This window comes from Polaromonas sp. A23 (genome assembly GCF_002001015.1).
Taxonomy (GTDB): Bacteria; Pseudomonadota; Gammaproteobacteria; order Burkholderiales; family Burkholderiaceae_C; genus Polaromonas.
Genome location: NZ_MUNO01000027.1, coordinates 1 through 14,890 on the forward strand (window position 1 = coordinate 1; position 14,890 = coordinate 14,890).

The window sequence follows — 14,890 nt, forward strand, 5'->3', positions numbered from 1 at the left end:
CAGCCCAACACCCCGGGAGCCCCAGCAGCGCCCGCGCCAAGTAACCCCGCCGGAATCCGCTTCTAGACCCGAGGCGCCTGCCGCGTTCAGCGCGGCAGCCAGCCCAGACCGGCCGAGGTTCCACCCGGCTGGCCGCCTTTTTTCGGCCGGTACTCGCAACCCAGCCAGCCGTCCCAACCGCAGGCCTGCGACACCTCGTCAATCACGCTGAACAGGTAGGGGTAATTAACTTCCCCGATGTCGGGTTCGTGCCGCTCCGGCACACCGGCGATCTGGAAGTGGCCAACCGCTCCAGTCGGCAGGTACTGGCGTATCTTCATGGCCACATCACCCTCGACGATCTGGCAGTGGTACAGATCCATCTGCACCTTGAGGTTGGGTGCGCCGACCTCGGCCACGATCTCGTGCGCGTGGTCCTGCCGGTTCAGAAAGAAGCGCGGCACGTCGCGTGTGTTGATCGGCTCGATCAGAACATCCCGCCCATGTTTGGCGGCTTCGGCCGCGGCCCAGCGCAGGTTGGCGACATACAGCGGCCGCAGCGCCTCGCGTTCGTTCCCCGCTTCCAGCAGGCCGGCCATCAGGTGCATGCGCGGGCAATCCAGTGCTTCTGCGTACTCCAGGGCCAACAGCACGCCAGTGCGGAATTCCGCTTCGCGGCCCGGCACCGCCGCAGTCCCCCGGACACCGGACTGATCCCAGGCCTGGGCGATGGACGCGGCATCGGTTCCGCCCGGCGGCGCATTGAACAGCACCTGTTGCAAGCCGTTGCCCTTCAGGCGCGCGGCCAATTCCTGCTTGCCGAATGCATAGGGGAAAAGAAACTCCACCGCCTTGAAACCGTCCTTCGCTGCCGCCTCGAAGCGGTCCAGAAAGGGCAGCTCGGGGTACATCATCGACAAATTAGCTGCAAATTTCGGCATAGAAATTCTCTGAAACGCTCTTGAATTGATAGCTACTTGTGCACGTATTTAAAGGGCCGAAGGCCAATTTACCTACGAATCATCTTTACCAACGGGCTCCGAAAGTCTGGCGCAGCTCGTCGATTTGCGGCCCGGTCAGCGGCTCCGGCGACGCATCGGCAAGCAGCACGAGCCTGGCGGTTTCCTCGAGTTCTTCCAGCGCGGCCATGGCCGCGGCCGGGCTGTGGTGCCAGACATTGGGGCCCAGCCGCGCCAGCATGACAGCGCGTATCGGCGTGCCTCGCTGACCATACCGTGTGATGGCTTCACCCACCCGGGTTGCGGCGGCGGCATCGCCCGGGCGGTGGTAGCCAATCAGTGGCACATGGCCAACCTTCATCACGAAATAGGGCGTAAGCGCCGGCAGCAATTCCTCGCCCGTGGCTTGCAGGCTCAGCGCCACACAGTGCGTGCTGTGGGTGTGGATGACGCAACGCGTGGCGGGGTCGAACCTCGACGCCGCCGCGTAGATGCCGGCATGCAGCGCGATGGTTTTGCTCGCGGTGTCGCCGCTGAGCTGCTTCGCATCGGCATCGAGCCGGGCCAGCCGCGCCGGGTCCAGAAAACCCAGGCAGGCGTCGGTCGGCGTGATCAGGAAACCGCCGCCCGCCGAGGCATCGAGCCGCACGCTGATGTTGCCGGCCGTGGCGTGCACGTAACCGCGCTCGAACAGGCTTTTGCCAACGCGGCAAATCTCTTCTCTGGCCTGGTTCTCGGTGAGTGCAGTCATGCCAGCATCGTAAAGGCTTTGGTGAAGAAGTCGTCGCTGCCGAAGTTGCCTGACTTCAGCGCAAGATGCAGACCGCCATCGCCATCGCCGGTCGTGGCCGACGACCGCCGGGCCGCCCCAAGGTCGGCGACGCCCCCCTGGGGGGCAGCGAGGACACGCAGTGCCGAGCGTGGGGGCTCTATTGCGGCATGACACCAGGGCACGCCAGGGTCAATCTGCGGGCCGATCTGCATCTGCGTGATGCCCAGCGCCTGCACGCAGGCGCCCGAAGTCTCGCCGCCGGCCACCACCAGCTGGCGCACGCCCAGTTGCACCAGGCCACTCGCCACCGCGGCCAGCGTGCGTTCGACCAGGGCGCCGGCTTCTTCCACCCCGAGCCTTCCCTGCACGGCCTTCACGTCACCACTGTCGGCGGTGGAATACACCAGCACCGGGCCGCGCGCCAGCAGTGGCCGCGCCCAGGCCAGCACCTCGGCCACCACATCGGCACCTGAGGCGATGCGCAAGGGGTCGATGGCCAGCGCAGGATTGCCCCGCTTCATGAAGTCCTGCACCTGCCGGTTCGTCGCCAGCGAGCAGCTGCCCGACACCACCGCCTGCAGTCCGCCCGCAGCTGGCAAGCGGCTGGCCTGATCCGAGGGCGTGATGCCGAAGTTGGCTGGCAAGCCAATGGCGACGCCGGAACCGGCCGTCACCAGGGGCATGCCCTGGAGTGCCGGCCCCAGGCGCAGCAGGTCGTCATTGGATACCGCATCCACGATAGCCACCCCAACCCCGTCCGCCTGCAACTGCGCCATGCGTTCGCGCACCGCAGCCGCGCCGCGTGTGACCACACTGTGGTCGAGCAAGCCGACACGCCGCTTGGTCTGGGCCTGCATCACGCGCACCAGGTTGGCGTCCAGCATGGGTGTCAGCGGGTGGTTCTGCATGCCGCTTTCATTGAGCAGTACATCGCCCACAAACAGGTAACCCTTGAACACCGTGCGCTTGTTGTCGGGAAAAGCCGGCGTGGCAATCGTGAAGCCTGTCTGCAGCGCATCCATCAGCGCCTCGGTCACCGGGCCGATGTTGCCCTGCGCCGTGCTGTCAAAGGTCGAGCAGTATTTAAAATAAATCTGCTGAGCGCCCTGCGTCTGCAGCCAGGCCAGCGCGGCCAGCGATTCAGCCACCGCCTGGTCATGCGGCACGGTGCGCGACTTCAGCGCCACCACCACGGCATCGACCTCCGCGCCCAGCGGGCCGTTCGGCACACCGATGGTCTGCACCACACGCATGCCTGCACGCACAAGGTTGTTGGCCAGATCGGTCGCACCGGTGAAATCGTCCGCGATACAACCTAGAAATAGAGCCCCCACGCTCGCCACTTCGTGTGCTTCGCTGCCCCCCGAGGGGGCGCTGCGCCTGCGGGCCGGCAAAGCTGGTCCCGCGGCCCTGACTGTTGAAGAAGGGGGGTGGACACTCATGGTTTTTTCGGCAACTCGATGCCCGGGAATATCTTGATCACCGCGCTGTCGTCCTCTTTCGCAAAACCGGCAGTGGAGGCCTGCATGAACATCTGGTGCGCTGTTGATGACAGCGGCAGCGGAAACTTGCTGGCACGCGCGACATCGAGCACGATGCCGAGGTCTTTCACGAAGATGTCCACCGCCGAAAGCGGCGTGTAGTCGGCCGCCAGCACATGCGCCATGCGGTTTTCGAACATCCAGCTGTTGCCGGCGCTGTGCGTGATGACCTCGTAGAGCGCGGCCGGGTCCACACCCTCGCGCAGGCCCAGCGCCATGGCTTCGGCGGCTGCGGCAATGTGCACGCCGGCGAGCAGCTGGTTGATGATCTTGACCTTGCTGCCGGCGCCCGCCGTCTCGCCCAGCCTGTAGACCTTGGCAGCCATGGCCTGGAGCGCGGGTTCGGCCTTCGCGTAGGCGGCCGGCGCGCCTGAGGTCATCATGGTCATCTCGCCGCTGGCGGCCTTGGCGGCACCGCCGGAAATTGGTGCATCGATGTAAAGCAGGCCCAGGTCGGCCAAGCGTTGTTCCAGCGCGATCGACCAGGTCGGATCGACGGTGGAACACATCACAAACACGCTGCCGGGTTTCATGGCCGACGCGCAGCCGCCAGGGCCGAACAACACGGCCTCGGTCTGCGCGGCATTGACAACCACCGACACCACCACGTCACAGGCGGCGGCGAGTTCTGCCAGCGAGGCACAGGCCACACCGCCACCTTCGGCAAATACCAGCCCGGCTTCTGGCCGCACATCAAACACATGCACCTGGTAGCCGGCGCGGCGCAGCGACTGCGCCATGCCGCTGCCCATGGCACCGAGGCCGATCACTCCTGCAATCTGGCTCATTGACTCACTCCTTCAGCCGGGGCATGCCCGATTTCTGATTTGCTCTATTCATATTGTTATCATACAAATTATAGCGAGCAGCATGGCGGCTTTCTTTCGGGGCCGCGCTGCAGAAAACGGCTAGGAGTCTGGGCGGCAGAAGGCGTCGAAGCGAGAAGTGGCCCCGGCGAGGCCAGTTTTTGCCGGGTTTGCAGCGCCATAGCCGTAGCTATGGGGCAAAAAGCCGGTGAAAAATGGACCGTCGCGGCCACTTTGCAGCCGACGTTCCTTCTGCCGCCCAGACTCCTAGGGATCAGTGCGCGCGGGCTTGTGGAAGCAGCGCACTGGCCAACTGCACACCCTCCTGCTGCCAGAAAGCCGGATCGGCCTGTTCGATGCGCCGGATCGCGTTGTCCATGTGGCGGGCCGCAGCCTGTCGTGCCTTCAAGGCGTCGCCAGCCTCAATGGCCTTGGCAATGGCTTCATGCTCTGCCCGCACCTGCCCTGCAAAGTCAGCCCGGCGCGCTTCGTTGGCGCGGGTGACACGCGTGACGCCGCGCAGGAACTGGCGCAAATAATCCAGCGTGCTGATGAGAAACGGGTTCTGTGCCGAATCCGCAATCGCGCGGTGGTAGTTCACATCTTCTTCGGCGCCATCGCCGCCGGCCTTGACGGCCTTGTCAAGCGCCGCCATTGCCTGGCGAATGCGCTTGACGTCGGCGGCCGTGCGGCGCTGTGCGGCCAGCGCTGCCACCTCTGCCTCCAGCGCGCGGCGTACCTCCACCATCTGGATTACGGCCTGCTTGGAGGCCGCCGAACGTGTATCGAAATTCAGCGGCGCAAAAGCGGCACGCCGCACAAACACCCCGCTGCCCTGGCGCGACTCCACAAGGCCCAGCGACTTCAGGCGCGAGACCGCCTCGCGCACCACCGTGCGGCTGACGGCGAACTGCTCGACCAGCGCCGCTTCGGTCGGCAGCTTCTCGCCCGCCGCCGGCCGGCCAGCGCGGATTTCGGCCGACAGGGCCTCGGCTACCTGTTCTGAGAGGTGAACACCGGGCGTGATGGACTGAAAACGGTGGGTCATGGGTGCCTGAAATTTGTCGTACAACTCTACAACATCCAGTCTTTGGCCCTGTGGGGGTTCACCCCGGTTTCTTCAGTTTCCTAGAAAACCAGCGTCTTGACGCCGGATTCCGTGCCGAGCAGGCAGACATGCGCCTTCTGGAAAGCAAACACCCCGACCGTCACCACCCCGGGCCACTGGTTGACCTGGGACTCGAAGGCCAGCGGATCGCTGATCTTCAGGCCGGTCACATCCAGAATGTGCTGGCCGTTGTCGGTGACCAGCGGCGCACCGTTTTTCAGGCGCAGGGTGGCGGTGCCGCCCAAGGCTTCAAATTGCCTGCGGATGCGCTGCGCTGCCATGGGAATCACTTCCACCGGCAAGGGAAAATGGCCCAAGGTCTGCACCAGCTTGGACTCGTCGGCAATACAGACAAACTTGCGCGACTGGGCCGCCACGATTTTTTCGCGCGTCAGGGCCGCGCCGCCGCCCTTGATCATGTAGCCCGCATGGTCGATCTCGTCCGCGCCGTCGATGTAGACCGCCAGTTCCTCCACATCGACCGCCTCAAACACCTTGATGCCCAGCGCCTTCAGGCGTTCGGTGGAGGCCACCGAACTGGACACCGCACCGGCGATTGTGTCCTTGATGCCGGCCAGCGCGTCGATGAACTTGTTGACGGTGGAACCGGTGCCGACACCGACGATGCTGCCGGGCTCGACATAGCTGAGGGCGGCCTGGCCGACCAGTGTTTTGAGTTCGTCTTGGGTCATGGTGAAGAAGGTTGTGAGGTTTGCGACAATAGCTAAGCGCACCGCGCTATCGCCAGAACAACCCAAATTATCCAATGTCCCTGCTGCCTTACGCCCTCGCCCGCCCCTTTTTATTTGGGCTCGACGCAGAAACTGCCCACGAACTGACCATGGCCTCGCTGGCCGGAACCCAGCGCACGCCGCTGTCGCTGGTTTACTGCTCAAGCCGGGTGGACGATCCGATCGAGCTGGCCGGGTTGAAGTTCGCCAACCGCGTGGGCCTGGCCGCAGGGCTGGACAAAAACGCGCGCTGCATCGACGGCCTGGCCGCCATGGGTTTTGGCTTCGTGGAAGTCGGTACCGTCACGCCCAAAGCCCAACCGGGCAACCCCAAGCCGCGCATGTTCCGCCTGCCGCAGGCCAATGCGCTGATCAACCGGCTTGGCTTCAACAACGAAGGCCTGGACGCCTTCATCGCCAATGTGCAGAAGTCCAGCTTTCGCCGCCAGAACGTCAAGCATCCTTTGCTGCTGGGCCTGAACATCGGCAAGAATGCCGCCACGCCGATTGAGAACGCGGTCGATGACTACCTGATCTGCCTGGACGGTGTTTATCCGCATGCCGACTATGTGACGGTCAATATCTCCAGCCCCAACACCAAAAACCTGCGGGCGCTGCAAAGCGACGAGGCGCTGGATGCACTGCTGGGACGCATTGCGGAACGCCGCGAAAGCCTGGCCAAAGAGCATGGCAAGCGGGTGCCCATTTTTGTGAAGATCGCGCCCGACCTCGACGAGGCTCAGGTGGAAGTGATTGCCGCGACGCTCAAGCGCCACGGCATGGACGGCGTGGTGGCAACCAACACCACCCTCAGCCGCGACGCCGTCAAAGGAATGCCCCACGCCGAAGAAGCCGGTGGCCTGAGCGGAGCGCCGGTGCTTGAGGCCAGCAATCGCGTGATCAGCCAGCTACGCGCCGCATTGGGAAAAGGCTTCCCCATCATCGGCGTGGGCGGCATCATGAGCGGCCCGGACGCGGTGTCCAAAATCAAGGCCGGCGCCGACGTGGTGCAGATCTACACCGGGCTGATCTACAAGGGGCCGGATCTCGTCCCCCAGGCCGCATTGGCGATTAAAAAGAGCCGCTAGCCCAATAGATACGGACGCAAGCAGCTCCTATATTCGTAGCAAATCAACCCGCCAGTTCGGCCAGCCGCACCGCGACTTCCCGCTTGCCCATCTTTCTCAAGCTGGCGATGGCCGGCAACTGGCTGGCGCGGGGACGGGTCTTGCCCTCTTCCCATTTGTAGACGGACTGTACGGACACATTGAGAAGCTTTGCAGCCGCAGCGGCCGTCAGGTCCAGCCGGCGCCTTTGCGCAACAAGCCCTTTGGCGCTGAAGCGCAATCCACTGCGTGGGTCCTCTTCTTCTGAGGCGGCCGGCGCAGATTTCCTGCCTGACCTGGCCAGGCGGCCCAGTTGTTTTTCGAGGGCAAGCACCCGCCTTTTCAGGGCAGCAATGTCAGAACGGTATTGCGCTGACGCTTTCTTGAGGGGTTGGGACTCTGCGCGGGCATCCTTGCGCGCGACGCGGGAAATTTCTGCCTTTAAAACGCTGGCGATATTGGGCACTTCAACAATCTCCTGGTTGGAATTACGAGGGCATCTCCTCCAATTGTAGGAGGGAAAAATTCGGCGGCGCGCGGCGCTCAGTCGGGTACAAACTTCTGCTTGAAGCGCAGCTCGTCTTCAGGCAGCTCCAGCGTGACCAACTGCCCCATTTTGTTGTCGGCGAGCCGGCAGGCCGCGAACAGGCTGTATTTGCCCTTGAGGTTGTAGCTGTCCATGTCAATCAGCATGTAGGGGTAAGGCACGAAGACCTGATACAGGAAAATCGTGCGATGCCGGTTGCGCGGCGATGGAAACAGCTTGTAGTCGTCGGTGGTAATGCTTTGTGCGGTGGCCATGCGGTGCGGTCGATGTGGAAATCTGTGGGAAGGCAAGCGCTCAATAGCGCGGTGGAAGATCGTTGGCGGCAAGGCCCGGCTGGCGGGTGCCGGCTTCGGGGATTTGCTGGCGAAGCTCACTGACTTCCCGGATCAGCAAGTCGATTTGCTGTTGCTGCCGGACGATCACCTGGTTGAGTTCTTCCAGCAGGTCTTCGCCAAAACTGGCCTTGATCTCCAGGTCGGTCAGGCGCTTGTCTATCTCTTGTGCGGTATCCATGCCCCTATTGGACACGAGTTTGCGCCAGCAACGGCCACGGTTCTGCGGCTCATCTGCCAGAGGTTGCTGGCAACACGGCGGAAAGCTGCTTTTCGACCAACCCGTGCATGCCAGGACAGGCTCGCAAGGCCTTCAACCGGCAAAAGCATGAATCAAATCACCTCTTTGCCCTTTAAACACGGGCGCCAGTAGCTATAAAATCGATAGCGAACAGGGTGCCAACCCAAAGTGCCCCGGCCAATTTCTATCGGACACCAGCCAGCATGTCCACCACACACTCCCCCAGCGCCAGCGAGCTGGTCAGTCCCGGCGACTCGATACCGAACAGGTTGACCAGGCCCGGAACACCATGCGTGCCCGGCCCCTGGATCAGGAAGTCCCTCGCAGGCTCAGCCGGCGACTGGATCTTGGGGCGTATGCCGGCATAACCGGGAATCAACGCTCCGCCGGGCAGTGCGGGCCAGTATTTACGCACTTCCTGGTAGAAACCGTCGCCGCGCCGTGGGTCCACCACCAAATCATCGGGTGAGTCAACCCACTGCACATCGGGGCCAAATTTGGCTTGGCCGCCGAGGTCAATGGTCAGGTGGACGCCCAACCCGGCAGCTTCGGGCACCGGATAAATCAGACGGCTGAAAGGCGAGCGGCCTGACAGCGTGAAGTAATTTCCTTTGGCATAGTGGCTGGGTGGCACATGCTCCGTAGCCAGGCCCTCGAAGCGCCGCGCCAGCGCCTGCGCATGCAGGCCGGCGGCATTGACGACGGTTTGCGCTTCCAGCTCGGTGCCATCTTCCGCTACCAAAGTGATAGCTGCCTGCGCACATCGGGCAAGGGCCAGGGGCGAATTGAGTACCACCATGCCGCCTGCATTCTCCAGATCGCCCTGCAGGGCCAGCATCAGGCCATGGCTGTCCACAATTCCCGTGCTCGGTGAAGACACCGCCGCCACGCATTCCAGATTCGGCTCCAACGCCTGTGCTTGTTCGCGCGTCAGGAACTTCAGGTCATGCACGCCATTGGCCGCGGCCTTGTCGATGATGGATTGCAACTGGGCAATTTGTGAGGCCTGCGTGGCGACGATCAGTTTTCCGCAGCGGCTGTGGCCAATACCGCGCTCGGCGCAATAGCGGTATAGCAAGTCCTTGCCTTCCACACACAGCCGCGCCTTGAGCGAGCCCTGCGGGTAATAAATACCGGCATGAATCACTTCGCTGTTACGCGAACTGGTTCCGGTACCTATGGCATCCGCAGCCTCCAGCACCATCACCTCGCGCCCGCGCAGGGCAAGGGCGCGCCCCACCGCCAGCCCGACCACGCCTGCGCCAATCACCACCACATCAACACGGTCCATTCACGCTCCCTGATCAAATCCGTCAAGCACCTCGACCGCGTTGGTGCCCAGTGCCTCGGCCGCGTAGCCGCCCTCAAGCACAAACACGGTGGGCAACCCAAGCGCGGCCAGCTTCTGCCCCAGGCGTCTGAAATCGGCAAGCTTCAGGGCAAAGGTGGAAATCGGGTCGTCTTCAAAGGTATCCAGCCCCAGTGACACCACCAGCGCCTCAGCGCCAAATTGGCTGATGCGCAGGCAGCCCTGTTCAAGCGCGTCAAACCAGGCGCCTGCCGACGAACCGGCTGCCAGCGGCAGGTTGAGGTTGAAACCCAGCCCGGCGCCCTCGCCTGTCTCGTCCGCATGGCCCAGATAGAACGGGTATTCGGTGTGCGGATCGCCATGCAGGCTGACAAAGAGGACGTCGGAACGGTCATAAAAGATGCTCTGCGTGCCGTTGCCATGGTGGTAGTCCACATCGAGCACAGCCACACGCGCCCGGCCCGAATTGCGCAGGGCCTGAGCTGCCACGGCGGCATTGTTGAGAAAGCAATAACCGCCCATGAAATCAGCGCCGGCATGATGCCCCGGCGGCCGGCTGCAGCAGAAAACCGCCCTGGCGCCTTCGCCCAGCAAGGCTGCGGCGCTGGCTGCAGCATCGGCGCCGGCCTTGGCGGCGGCCCAGGTGCCGGCCGACAGTGGCGAGCCGTTGTCCATCGAATAAAGACCCAGGCGCGCTACAAAGTTCGCCGGCTCCCGGTCACTGCGCAAGGTGCGCACCGGCCATACCGAGGGAAAAGGCTGCAGGCCGGCATTGCCCGGCGCCAGGGCCAGCCAGTCGCTCCATGCGTTCTCGAGAAACGCGAGGTAACGCGCACTGTGTATCTGCGCCAGCACCGCACGGCTGTCGACGTGAGGTTGACGCAGTGCATGCCCGGCCTGCTGCAGGCTTTTTTTGACAAAGGCGGCGCGCGCAGGGGTTTCAAAACAGGGCACGCGCTCGCCTCGGAAAAACTCGAAGGCAGGCGCGTGGAGTTCGTGGGTGTCGCTGAAGAGGGCAATCATGAAGCGTGGGGTCAAGGTCGGCGCCCGATCGGCGCCGGGTATTTATAGCAGCCGCGGATCGGTGTGCAGCAGCCGCTCTGTCAATGAACGGAGATTGGCCTTCAACGCATCGAAGCCATCACCGGGTTCCAGCGTCTCTTCATTCATATAAAGCTTGCGGTTGATCTCCAGCTGGATGCTGTGGCGGTGAGCATCCGGGTCGGCATAACGCCGCACCAGCTCCACGCCCTTGTACGGGTGGTTGTAGGCCACGCTGTAGCCGAGTTCGCGCAGATGCTCGCAAACCAGCATACCCAACGCCGGGCTGGAGGTCGTCTCGTCGCGGTTGCCGACCACAAAGTCGGCATGTTCCTCCCCCGGAAAATCCGTGGAATAACTGGAAGCGACTGCGGGCATGGAGTGGCAGTTGATATGGATGCTGTAGCCGTGCTGCGCATGCGCGGTGTCTATCGCCCGCGCCACCGCTGCGTGATAAGGCTGCCAGCACTGTGCAATGCGCGCCTGCACTTCGGCCACCGAGAGCTTGCGCTGATAGATCGGCACGCCTTCATCGGTGGTGCGCCAGACCAGCCCCTTGCCGAGCCTGACTTTGGACAGGACCGTGGGATCGGTTGCCACCGGGCCGGGCCACTCTTCGTCGAACAGCTCCACATCGATCTCGGTGGTGTCGCGATTGACGTCCAGATAGCTGCGCGGAAAGAGCGCTTCAATCCAGTGCACACCCAGGCCCGGGGCGAAGTCATAAAGTTTTTCGACGTGAGTGTCTTCGGCGCGGCGCAAAACGCGAAACTCGCAGGCATGGGAGAAATCGGCGGGGTACACAGTGCCGCTATGCGGCGAGTCCAGCACCAGTGCACTGGCCCCTGGTAAGTGGCGAACAGGTGAAGTCATGGCTTTCATTGTGACCTGCCGCGCAAGCCTCTGCCTGGCAGTACGGATGCGCAGCAGACTCGCAGGATGCATCAATCTTGCGAACGGCATCAATCAAGCCGGATTTTTGCAAATCTGGCGATGCGCTGCATCTTGTCAATTTCTTTTTTGAGCTGCGCTGCGAACTCGTCGGGCGACGTGCCGGAAGCGAACAAGCCCTGCCCCGAAAGCCTGGCGCTGACCGCCGGTTCGCGCAACACACTGACGACCGCCTCGTGGATCCGCCTGACACCGGCAACCGGCGTTCCCGCGGGCGCGACCAGGCCAAACCAGGACGGATCATTGTTGGAAAACAGCGATAACTCCGCGTAGGTCGGGGTGTTCGGCAACACCTCCAGGCGTTTGTTCCACGACACCGCAATCGCCCTGAGCTTGCCCGACTGGATGAAAGGCAGCGAAGCGGCCACCTGGTCGAAATAAACCATCACCTGGCCGGCAACCACATCGTTGAGGGCCGGACCGGCGCCGCGATAAGGGATATGCACCATGAAGGTATTGGTGGTGCTTTTGAACAGCTCACCCCACATGTGGCCGATGGTGCCGTTGCCCGGTGAGGCATAGCTGAGCTTGCCCGGGTTGGCCTTGAGGTAGGCAATCAGTTCAGCGTAGTTGCGCACCGGCAGGCTGGCGTTGACGACTATCACGCCCGGCGCTTTAACCAGTTCGGTCACCGCCACAAAATCCTTGATCGGGTCATAGGGCAGCTTGGTGTAGACCGCCGGATTCACACCATGCGTCGACAAGGTTGCCACGCCCAGCGTGAAACCGTCCGGCGCAGACCGCGCCACTTCAGCCATGCCGATGGAGCCACCTGCGCCGGCGCGGTTTTCCACGATCACGGGTAGCCCCAGAACGCGTGCCAGGGGCTCTGACAATACGCGCGCAGTGATGTCAGTCGCTCCGCCGGGAGGAAAGGGAACCAGCAGCCTCAGGGGCTTGCCGGCTTGGGCCGAACCAAGTCCTGGAAGTAATGAACTTGCCGTCAATGCCATCAGGTGTCGTCGCTGCATGTGAACTCCATGGAAGTAATTTGATGAATGAATTGTGGACGAATGAAACCACCTTCAGAGGCCAAAGAAGCTGAAGTATTCGACTCAAGTCATTCCACAATGGAATGAAATTAGCGATAAGATCGCGCCATGAATGTCATGAAACGGCTGCAGCCCCCCATTCATTTGCTCAAAGCCTTCACCGCCACCGCGCGTTTTGGCAGCGTCTCGCGTGCATCCGAAGCGCTTCATCTGACGCAAAGCGCCGTGAGCAAACAGATCAGCGAGCTTGAGCAGATGACCGGCGTGCTGCTTTTCGAGCGGATACGCCAGCGGCTCACGCTGACACCGGCCGGCGTGCGTTATGAAGCGGCCATCCGCCCGCTGCTGGCCCAGCTCGAAGCGGCCACGCTGGACCTCATCACCAGCGGCGACGGCGGCGGTGCTCTTCACATTTCAACGCTGCCGACGTTCGGCGCCAAATGGCTGATCCCGCGGCTGCCCGACTTCCAGAAAGCACAGCCGCTGATCGCGCTTAATTTCGTGCCTTATCTGCAGGGTTACGACTTCCAGCGCGCCGACCTTGACTGCTCCATCCTGTTTGGCAACGGCAACTGGCCCGGTGCGGTGGCCGACTACCTCACCGGCCGCGATGTCGTATTGATCGCACCGCCGGCCGTGCCGCGCAAGCCGCACCTGCGCAAAGCCCAGGACGTCGCAGGCTTTACCCTTCTTCAGCATGTCAGCGTGCCCCATGCCTGGTCACATTGGTGTGAAGCCCACGGGGTGAGCGGCGTCAACGCCCTCATGGGTCCGCAGCTGGACCAGTTTCACAGCCTGATCCGTGCCGTGATGGCGGGCATGGGCCTGGCACTGGTGCCGCATTGCCTGGTCAAGGACGACATTGCGGCAGGGCTGGTGTCAGCACCACTCAAGGACGGGTACATGGACGAGATGGGCTACTACCTGTGCTACCCGGAATCACGCAGCCACCTCAAACCGCTGATCAGTTTCCGGCAGTGGCTGCTGGATGCGGTGAACAAGGTCGACGGCCAAGCCCCCTACCCCGACACGATCACAGGAAAGAACCCATGAACATCGACATCCGCGAGGCGCAAGCGCCCGACACCGCCTTGATCCACGCCTTCATCGTCGAGCTGGCTATTTATGAAAAAGCAGCGCATGAGGTGGTGGCCAGTGCGGCGGATATTGAGTCTAGCCTGTTCGCGCCTGACTCTCCCGCACGGGCACTCATTTGCACGGTCAACGGCCAGCCCGCAGGCTTTGCGGTGTATTTCCTCAGCTATTCCACATGGCTGGGGCGCAAGGGCATGTACCTCGAAGACCTGTACATCTCCCCCCAACACCGCAGGGGCGGCGCCGGCAAACACCTGTTGCGCCACTTGGCCAAACTGGCTGTTGACAGCGGCTGTGGACGGCTGGAATGGAGCGTGCTGGACTGGAACGAGCCCGCCATCGTGTTCTATCAATCGCTAGGGGCCAAGCCGCAATCTGAGTGGGTGCGATATCGCCTGGCCGGTCCAACCCTGAACGACTTCGCACGCCAGGAAGTTAAATAGATAACGCAAAGCCAACTGCAAAAGCTCGCACTCATTCATGCGCGCGCTCTGCAGGGACCAAACGGGGTCACTTCATCTGGACAGAGCCCGAGACGTTGACCAGAACCGCGCTCTTCCCAGCCTCCACAGGAATGGACGAGTCGGCCATGGCGGCTTTGGCCTCCATGGCCATCATGCGCGGACGAACGGGTCCCTGGTCGTTGGCATTGATGGAAACTTCGCGCAGCGAATAGCTGGAAAAGCCAAATGACCGCGCAACTTCCGAGGCCTTGGCCTTGAAACGCTCAATAGCCTGCGCCTGCGCATCGCCCTCAACCTTGGCACGCTGTTCGCGGCTCAGCGCAAAACTGACGCCGCCCATCGTCAATGTCTGAATCTTGCCGGCCGCCGCAGTGATCCGCGGGAAATCCCTGCCCTCCAGGACCAGTTCCGTGCTGCCTTGCCAGCCGTTGATCTTGCCATCCTTGCCGTAACGCGGATACAGGCTGAAATTACCCGTACGCACATCCATCAAGCCCGGCTGGGCCGTTTTTTTTGCTTCAGCCAATGCGGATTCGAGCGCCTGTTTGAGCTGGTTCTGTACTGCAGCCGAGTCCGTTCCGTCACGCGTGGTGCTCAAGGCAATCGACAACAGGTCCTGCTGGACCTCAATCGTTGCGCTGGCCGAAAGCTGCGCCACGTTTTGGGGCTGTGCAGCAAGCACGGGCATCACACCTTGTGCCAGGAGTCCGGTGCTGCCGACCAGCAAGAGGCAGGCTGCGAAGAGTTGGGATTGATTTTTCAAGAAAGGCTTCCGTTGGGTTGAGGAAAAAAGGAAATTGGTGGAGCTTGGCCGAAGGCAGGTCACCGCGAGCCTAGAGTATTTTTTCTGCTTTCCTTGTCAGCATTGGTCGCTATTGATCGTCATCTTTGACGCCAATCATCGCTTTGGCCTGCA

Annotated in this window: 17 protein-coding genes; 3 read left to right on the top strand and 14 right to left on the bottom strand. The window is 62.5% G+C overall.

Translation table 11 applies throughout. The features are described 5' to 3' along the window. Window positions 1–86 precede the first annotated feature (86 nt). From otnI to rpiA, 6 genes are all read right to left on the bottom strand, one after another. Window positions 87–920, bottom strand: a complete 834-nt coding sequence (gene otnI / locus B0B52_RS15455; protein ID WP_077594557.1) for a 2-oxo-tetronate isomerase — start codon at window positions 918–920, stop codon at window positions 87–89. An 85-nt stretch (window positions 921–1,005) separates the two neighbouring features. Continuing rightward, entirely contained in the window at window positions 1,006–1,689 is a 684-nt protein-coding gene (locus tag B0B52_RS15460) for an aldolase (protein WP_077594558.1), read from the bottom strand. After that, window positions 1,686–3,044 (bottom strand): 3-oxo-tetronate kinase, encoded by a 1,359-nt coding sequence (otnK, locus tag B0B52_RS15465; protein ID WP_077594611.1) that lies wholly within the window; start codon window positions 3,042–3,044, stop codon window positions 1,686–1,688. The genes B0B52_RS15460 and otnK overlap by 4 nt, the downstream gene beginning before the upstream one ends. A gap of 104 nt (window positions 3,045–3,148) precedes the next feature. Next, window positions 3,149–4,039 (bottom strand): L-threonate dehydrogenase, encoded by an 891-nt coding sequence (ltnD, locus tag B0B52_RS15470; RefSeq protein WP_077594559.1) that lies wholly within the window; start codon window positions 4,037–4,039, stop codon window positions 3,149–3,151. 292 nt (window positions 4,040–4,331) lie between these two features. Next, on the bottom strand, window positions 4,332–5,105 hold the full coding sequence (locus B0B52_RS15475) for a FadR/GntR family transcriptional regulator (RefSeq protein ID WP_077594560.1): 774 nt from the start codon (window positions 5,103–5,105) through the stop codon (window positions 4,332–4,334). A gap of 80 nt (window positions 5,106–5,185) precedes the next feature. Continuing rightward, the gene (rpiA, locus tag B0B52_RS15480) at window positions 5,186–5,857 is read right to left on the bottom strand and encodes a ribose-5-phosphate isomerase RpiA (RefSeq protein WP_077594561.1); all 672 of its coding nucleotides are present in this window, start codon (window positions 5,855–5,857) and stop codon (window positions 5,186–5,188) included. Between the two features lie 74 nt (window positions 5,858–5,931). On the opposite strand from rpiA, the gene B0B52_RS15485 reads away from it, so the two are divergent. Next, window positions 5,932–6,984 carry a quinone-dependent dihydroorotate dehydrogenase gene (locus tag B0B52_RS15485; RefSeq protein ID WP_077594562.1) on the top strand — a complete coding sequence of 351 codons (1,053 nt, stop codon included), beginning with the start codon at window positions 5,932–5,934 and terminating at the stop codon, window positions 6,982–6,984. Between the two features lie 43 nt (window positions 6,985–7,027). On the opposite strand, the gene B0B52_RS15490 is transcribed toward B0B52_RS15485, so the two are convergent. From B0B52_RS15490 to B0B52_RS15520, 7 genes are all read right to left on the bottom strand, one after another. Next, a complete protein-coding gene (locus tag B0B52_RS15490; RefSeq protein WP_077594563.1) occupies window positions 7,028–7,468 on the bottom strand; it encodes a DNA-binding transcriptional regulator in 441 nt (146 codons plus the stop codon). 77 nt (window positions 7,469–7,545) lie between these two features. Continuing rightward, window positions 7,546–7,803 carry a hypothetical protein gene (locus B0B52_RS15495; RefSeq protein WP_077594564.1) on the bottom strand — a complete coding sequence of 86 codons (258 nt, stop codon included), beginning with the start codon at window positions 7,801–7,803 and terminating at the stop codon, window positions 7,546–7,548. 40 nt (window positions 7,804–7,843) lie between these two features. Beyond that, window positions 7,844–8,062, bottom strand: a complete 219-nt coding sequence (locus B0B52_RS15500) for a SlyX family protein (RefSeq protein ID WP_077594565.1) — start codon at window positions 8,060–8,062, stop codon at window positions 7,844–7,846. A gap of 244 nt (window positions 8,063–8,306) precedes the next feature. Continuing rightward, on the bottom strand, window positions 8,307–9,413 hold the full coding sequence (locus B0B52_RS15505) for an NAD(P)/FAD-dependent oxidoreductase (RefSeq protein ID WP_077594566.1): 1,107 nt from the start codon (window positions 9,411–9,413) through the stop codon (window positions 8,307–8,309). Next, on the bottom strand, window positions 9,414–10,454 hold the full coding sequence (locus B0B52_RS15510) for a histone deacetylase family protein (protein ID WP_077594567.1): 1,041 nt from the start codon (window positions 10,452–10,454) through the stop codon (window positions 9,414–9,416). A 42-nt stretch (window positions 10,455–10,496) separates the two neighbouring features. Then, on the bottom strand, window positions 10,497–11,345 hold the full coding sequence (locus B0B52_RS15515) for an N-formylglutamate amidohydrolase (protein ID WP_077594612.1): 849 nt from the start codon (window positions 11,343–11,345) through the stop codon (window positions 10,497–10,499). Window positions 11,346–11,434: 89 nt separating this feature from the next. After that, on the bottom strand, window positions 11,435–12,394 hold the full coding sequence (locus B0B52_RS15520) for a tripartite tricarboxylate transporter substrate binding protein BugE (protein WP_077594568.1): 960 nt from the start codon (window positions 12,392–12,394) through the stop codon (window positions 11,435–11,437). Between the two features lie 129 nt (window positions 12,395–12,523). Between B0B52_RS15520 and B0B52_RS15525 the strand changes: the two genes are divergently transcribed. Together B0B52_RS15525 and B0B52_RS15530 are read left to right on the top strand one after the other, a co-directional pair. Continuing rightward, window positions 12,524–13,468 (top strand): LysR substrate-binding domain-containing protein, encoded by a 945-nt coding sequence (locus tag B0B52_RS15525; protein ID WP_077594569.1) that lies wholly within the window; start codon window positions 12,524–12,526, stop codon window positions 13,466–13,468. Then, window positions 13,465–13,953 (top strand): GNAT family N-acetyltransferase, encoded by a 489-nt coding sequence (locus B0B52_RS15530; protein ID WP_077594570.1) that lies wholly within the window; start codon window positions 13,465–13,467, stop codon window positions 13,951–13,953. Before B0B52_RS15525 ends, B0B52_RS15530 begins: the two co-directional genes overlap by 4 nt. A 67-nt stretch (window positions 13,954–14,020) precedes the next feature. Here B0B52_RS15530 and B0B52_RS15535 read toward each other — a convergent pair whose 3' ends face one another. Continuing rightward, complete coding sequence (locus B0B52_RS15535; protein ID WP_077594571.1) at window positions 14,021–14,737, bottom strand: SIMPL domain-containing protein; 717 nt, start codon at window positions 14,735–14,737, stop codon at window positions 14,021–14,023. Window positions 14,738–14,890: the final 153 nt, after the last annotated feature.

Excerpts from the sequence above, each read along its gene's own strand:
- B0B52_RS15520 (WP_077594568.1), bottom strand. The coding sequence starts at position 12,394 with ATGCAGCGACGACACCTGATGGCATTGACGGCAAGTTCATTACTTCCA.
- B0B52_RS15525 (WP_077594569.1), top strand. The coding sequence starts at position 12,524 with ATGAATGTCATGAAACGGCTGCAGCCCCCCATTCATTTGCTCAAAGCC.
- otnI (WP_077594557.1), bottom strand. The coding sequence starts at position 920 with ATGCCGAAATTTGCAGCTAATTTGTCGATGATGTACCCCGAGCTGCCC.
- B0B52_RS15515 (WP_077594612.1), bottom strand. The coding sequence starts at position 11,345 with ATGACTTCACCTGTTCGCCACTTACCAGGGGCCAGTGCACTGGTGCTG.
- B0B52_RS15460 (WP_077594558.1), bottom strand. The coding sequence starts at position 1,689 with ATGACTGCACTCACCGAGAACCAGGCCAGAGAAGAGATTTGCCGCGTT.
- ltnD (WP_077594559.1), bottom strand. The coding sequence starts at position 4,039 with ATGAGCCAGATTGCAGGAGTGATCGGCCTCGGTGCCATGGGCAGCGGC.
- rpiA (WP_077594561.1), bottom strand. The coding sequence starts at position 5,857 with ATGACCCAAGACGAACTCAAAACACTGGTCGGCCAGGCCGCCCTCAGC.
- B0B52_RS15500 (WP_077594565.1), bottom strand. The coding sequence starts at position 8,062 with ATGGATACCGCACAAGAGATAGACAAGCGCCTGACCGACCTGGAGATC.
- B0B52_RS15495 (WP_077594564.1), bottom strand. The coding sequence starts at position 7,803 with ATGGCCACCGCACAAAGCATTACCACCGACGACTACAAGCTGTTTCCA.
- B0B52_RS15530 (WP_077594570.1), top strand. The coding sequence starts at position 13,465 with ATGAACATCGACATCCGCGAGGCGCAAGCGCCCGACACCGCCTTGATC.
- B0B52_RS15475 (WP_077594560.1), bottom strand. The coding sequence starts at position 5,105 with ATGACCCACCGTTTTCAGTCCATCACGCCCGGTGTTCACCTCTCAGAA.
- B0B52_RS15485 (WP_077594562.1), top strand. The coding sequence starts at position 5,932 with ATGTCCCTGCTGCCTTACGCCCTCGCCCGCCCCTTTTTATTTGGGCTC.
- B0B52_RS15510 (WP_077594567.1), bottom strand. The coding sequence starts at position 10,454 with ATGATTGCCCTCTTCAGCGACACCCACGAACTCCACGCGCCTGCCTTC.
- B0B52_RS15505 (WP_077594566.1), bottom strand. The coding sequence starts at position 9,413 with ATGGACCGTGTTGATGTGGTGGTGATTGGCGCAGGCGTGGTCGGGCTG.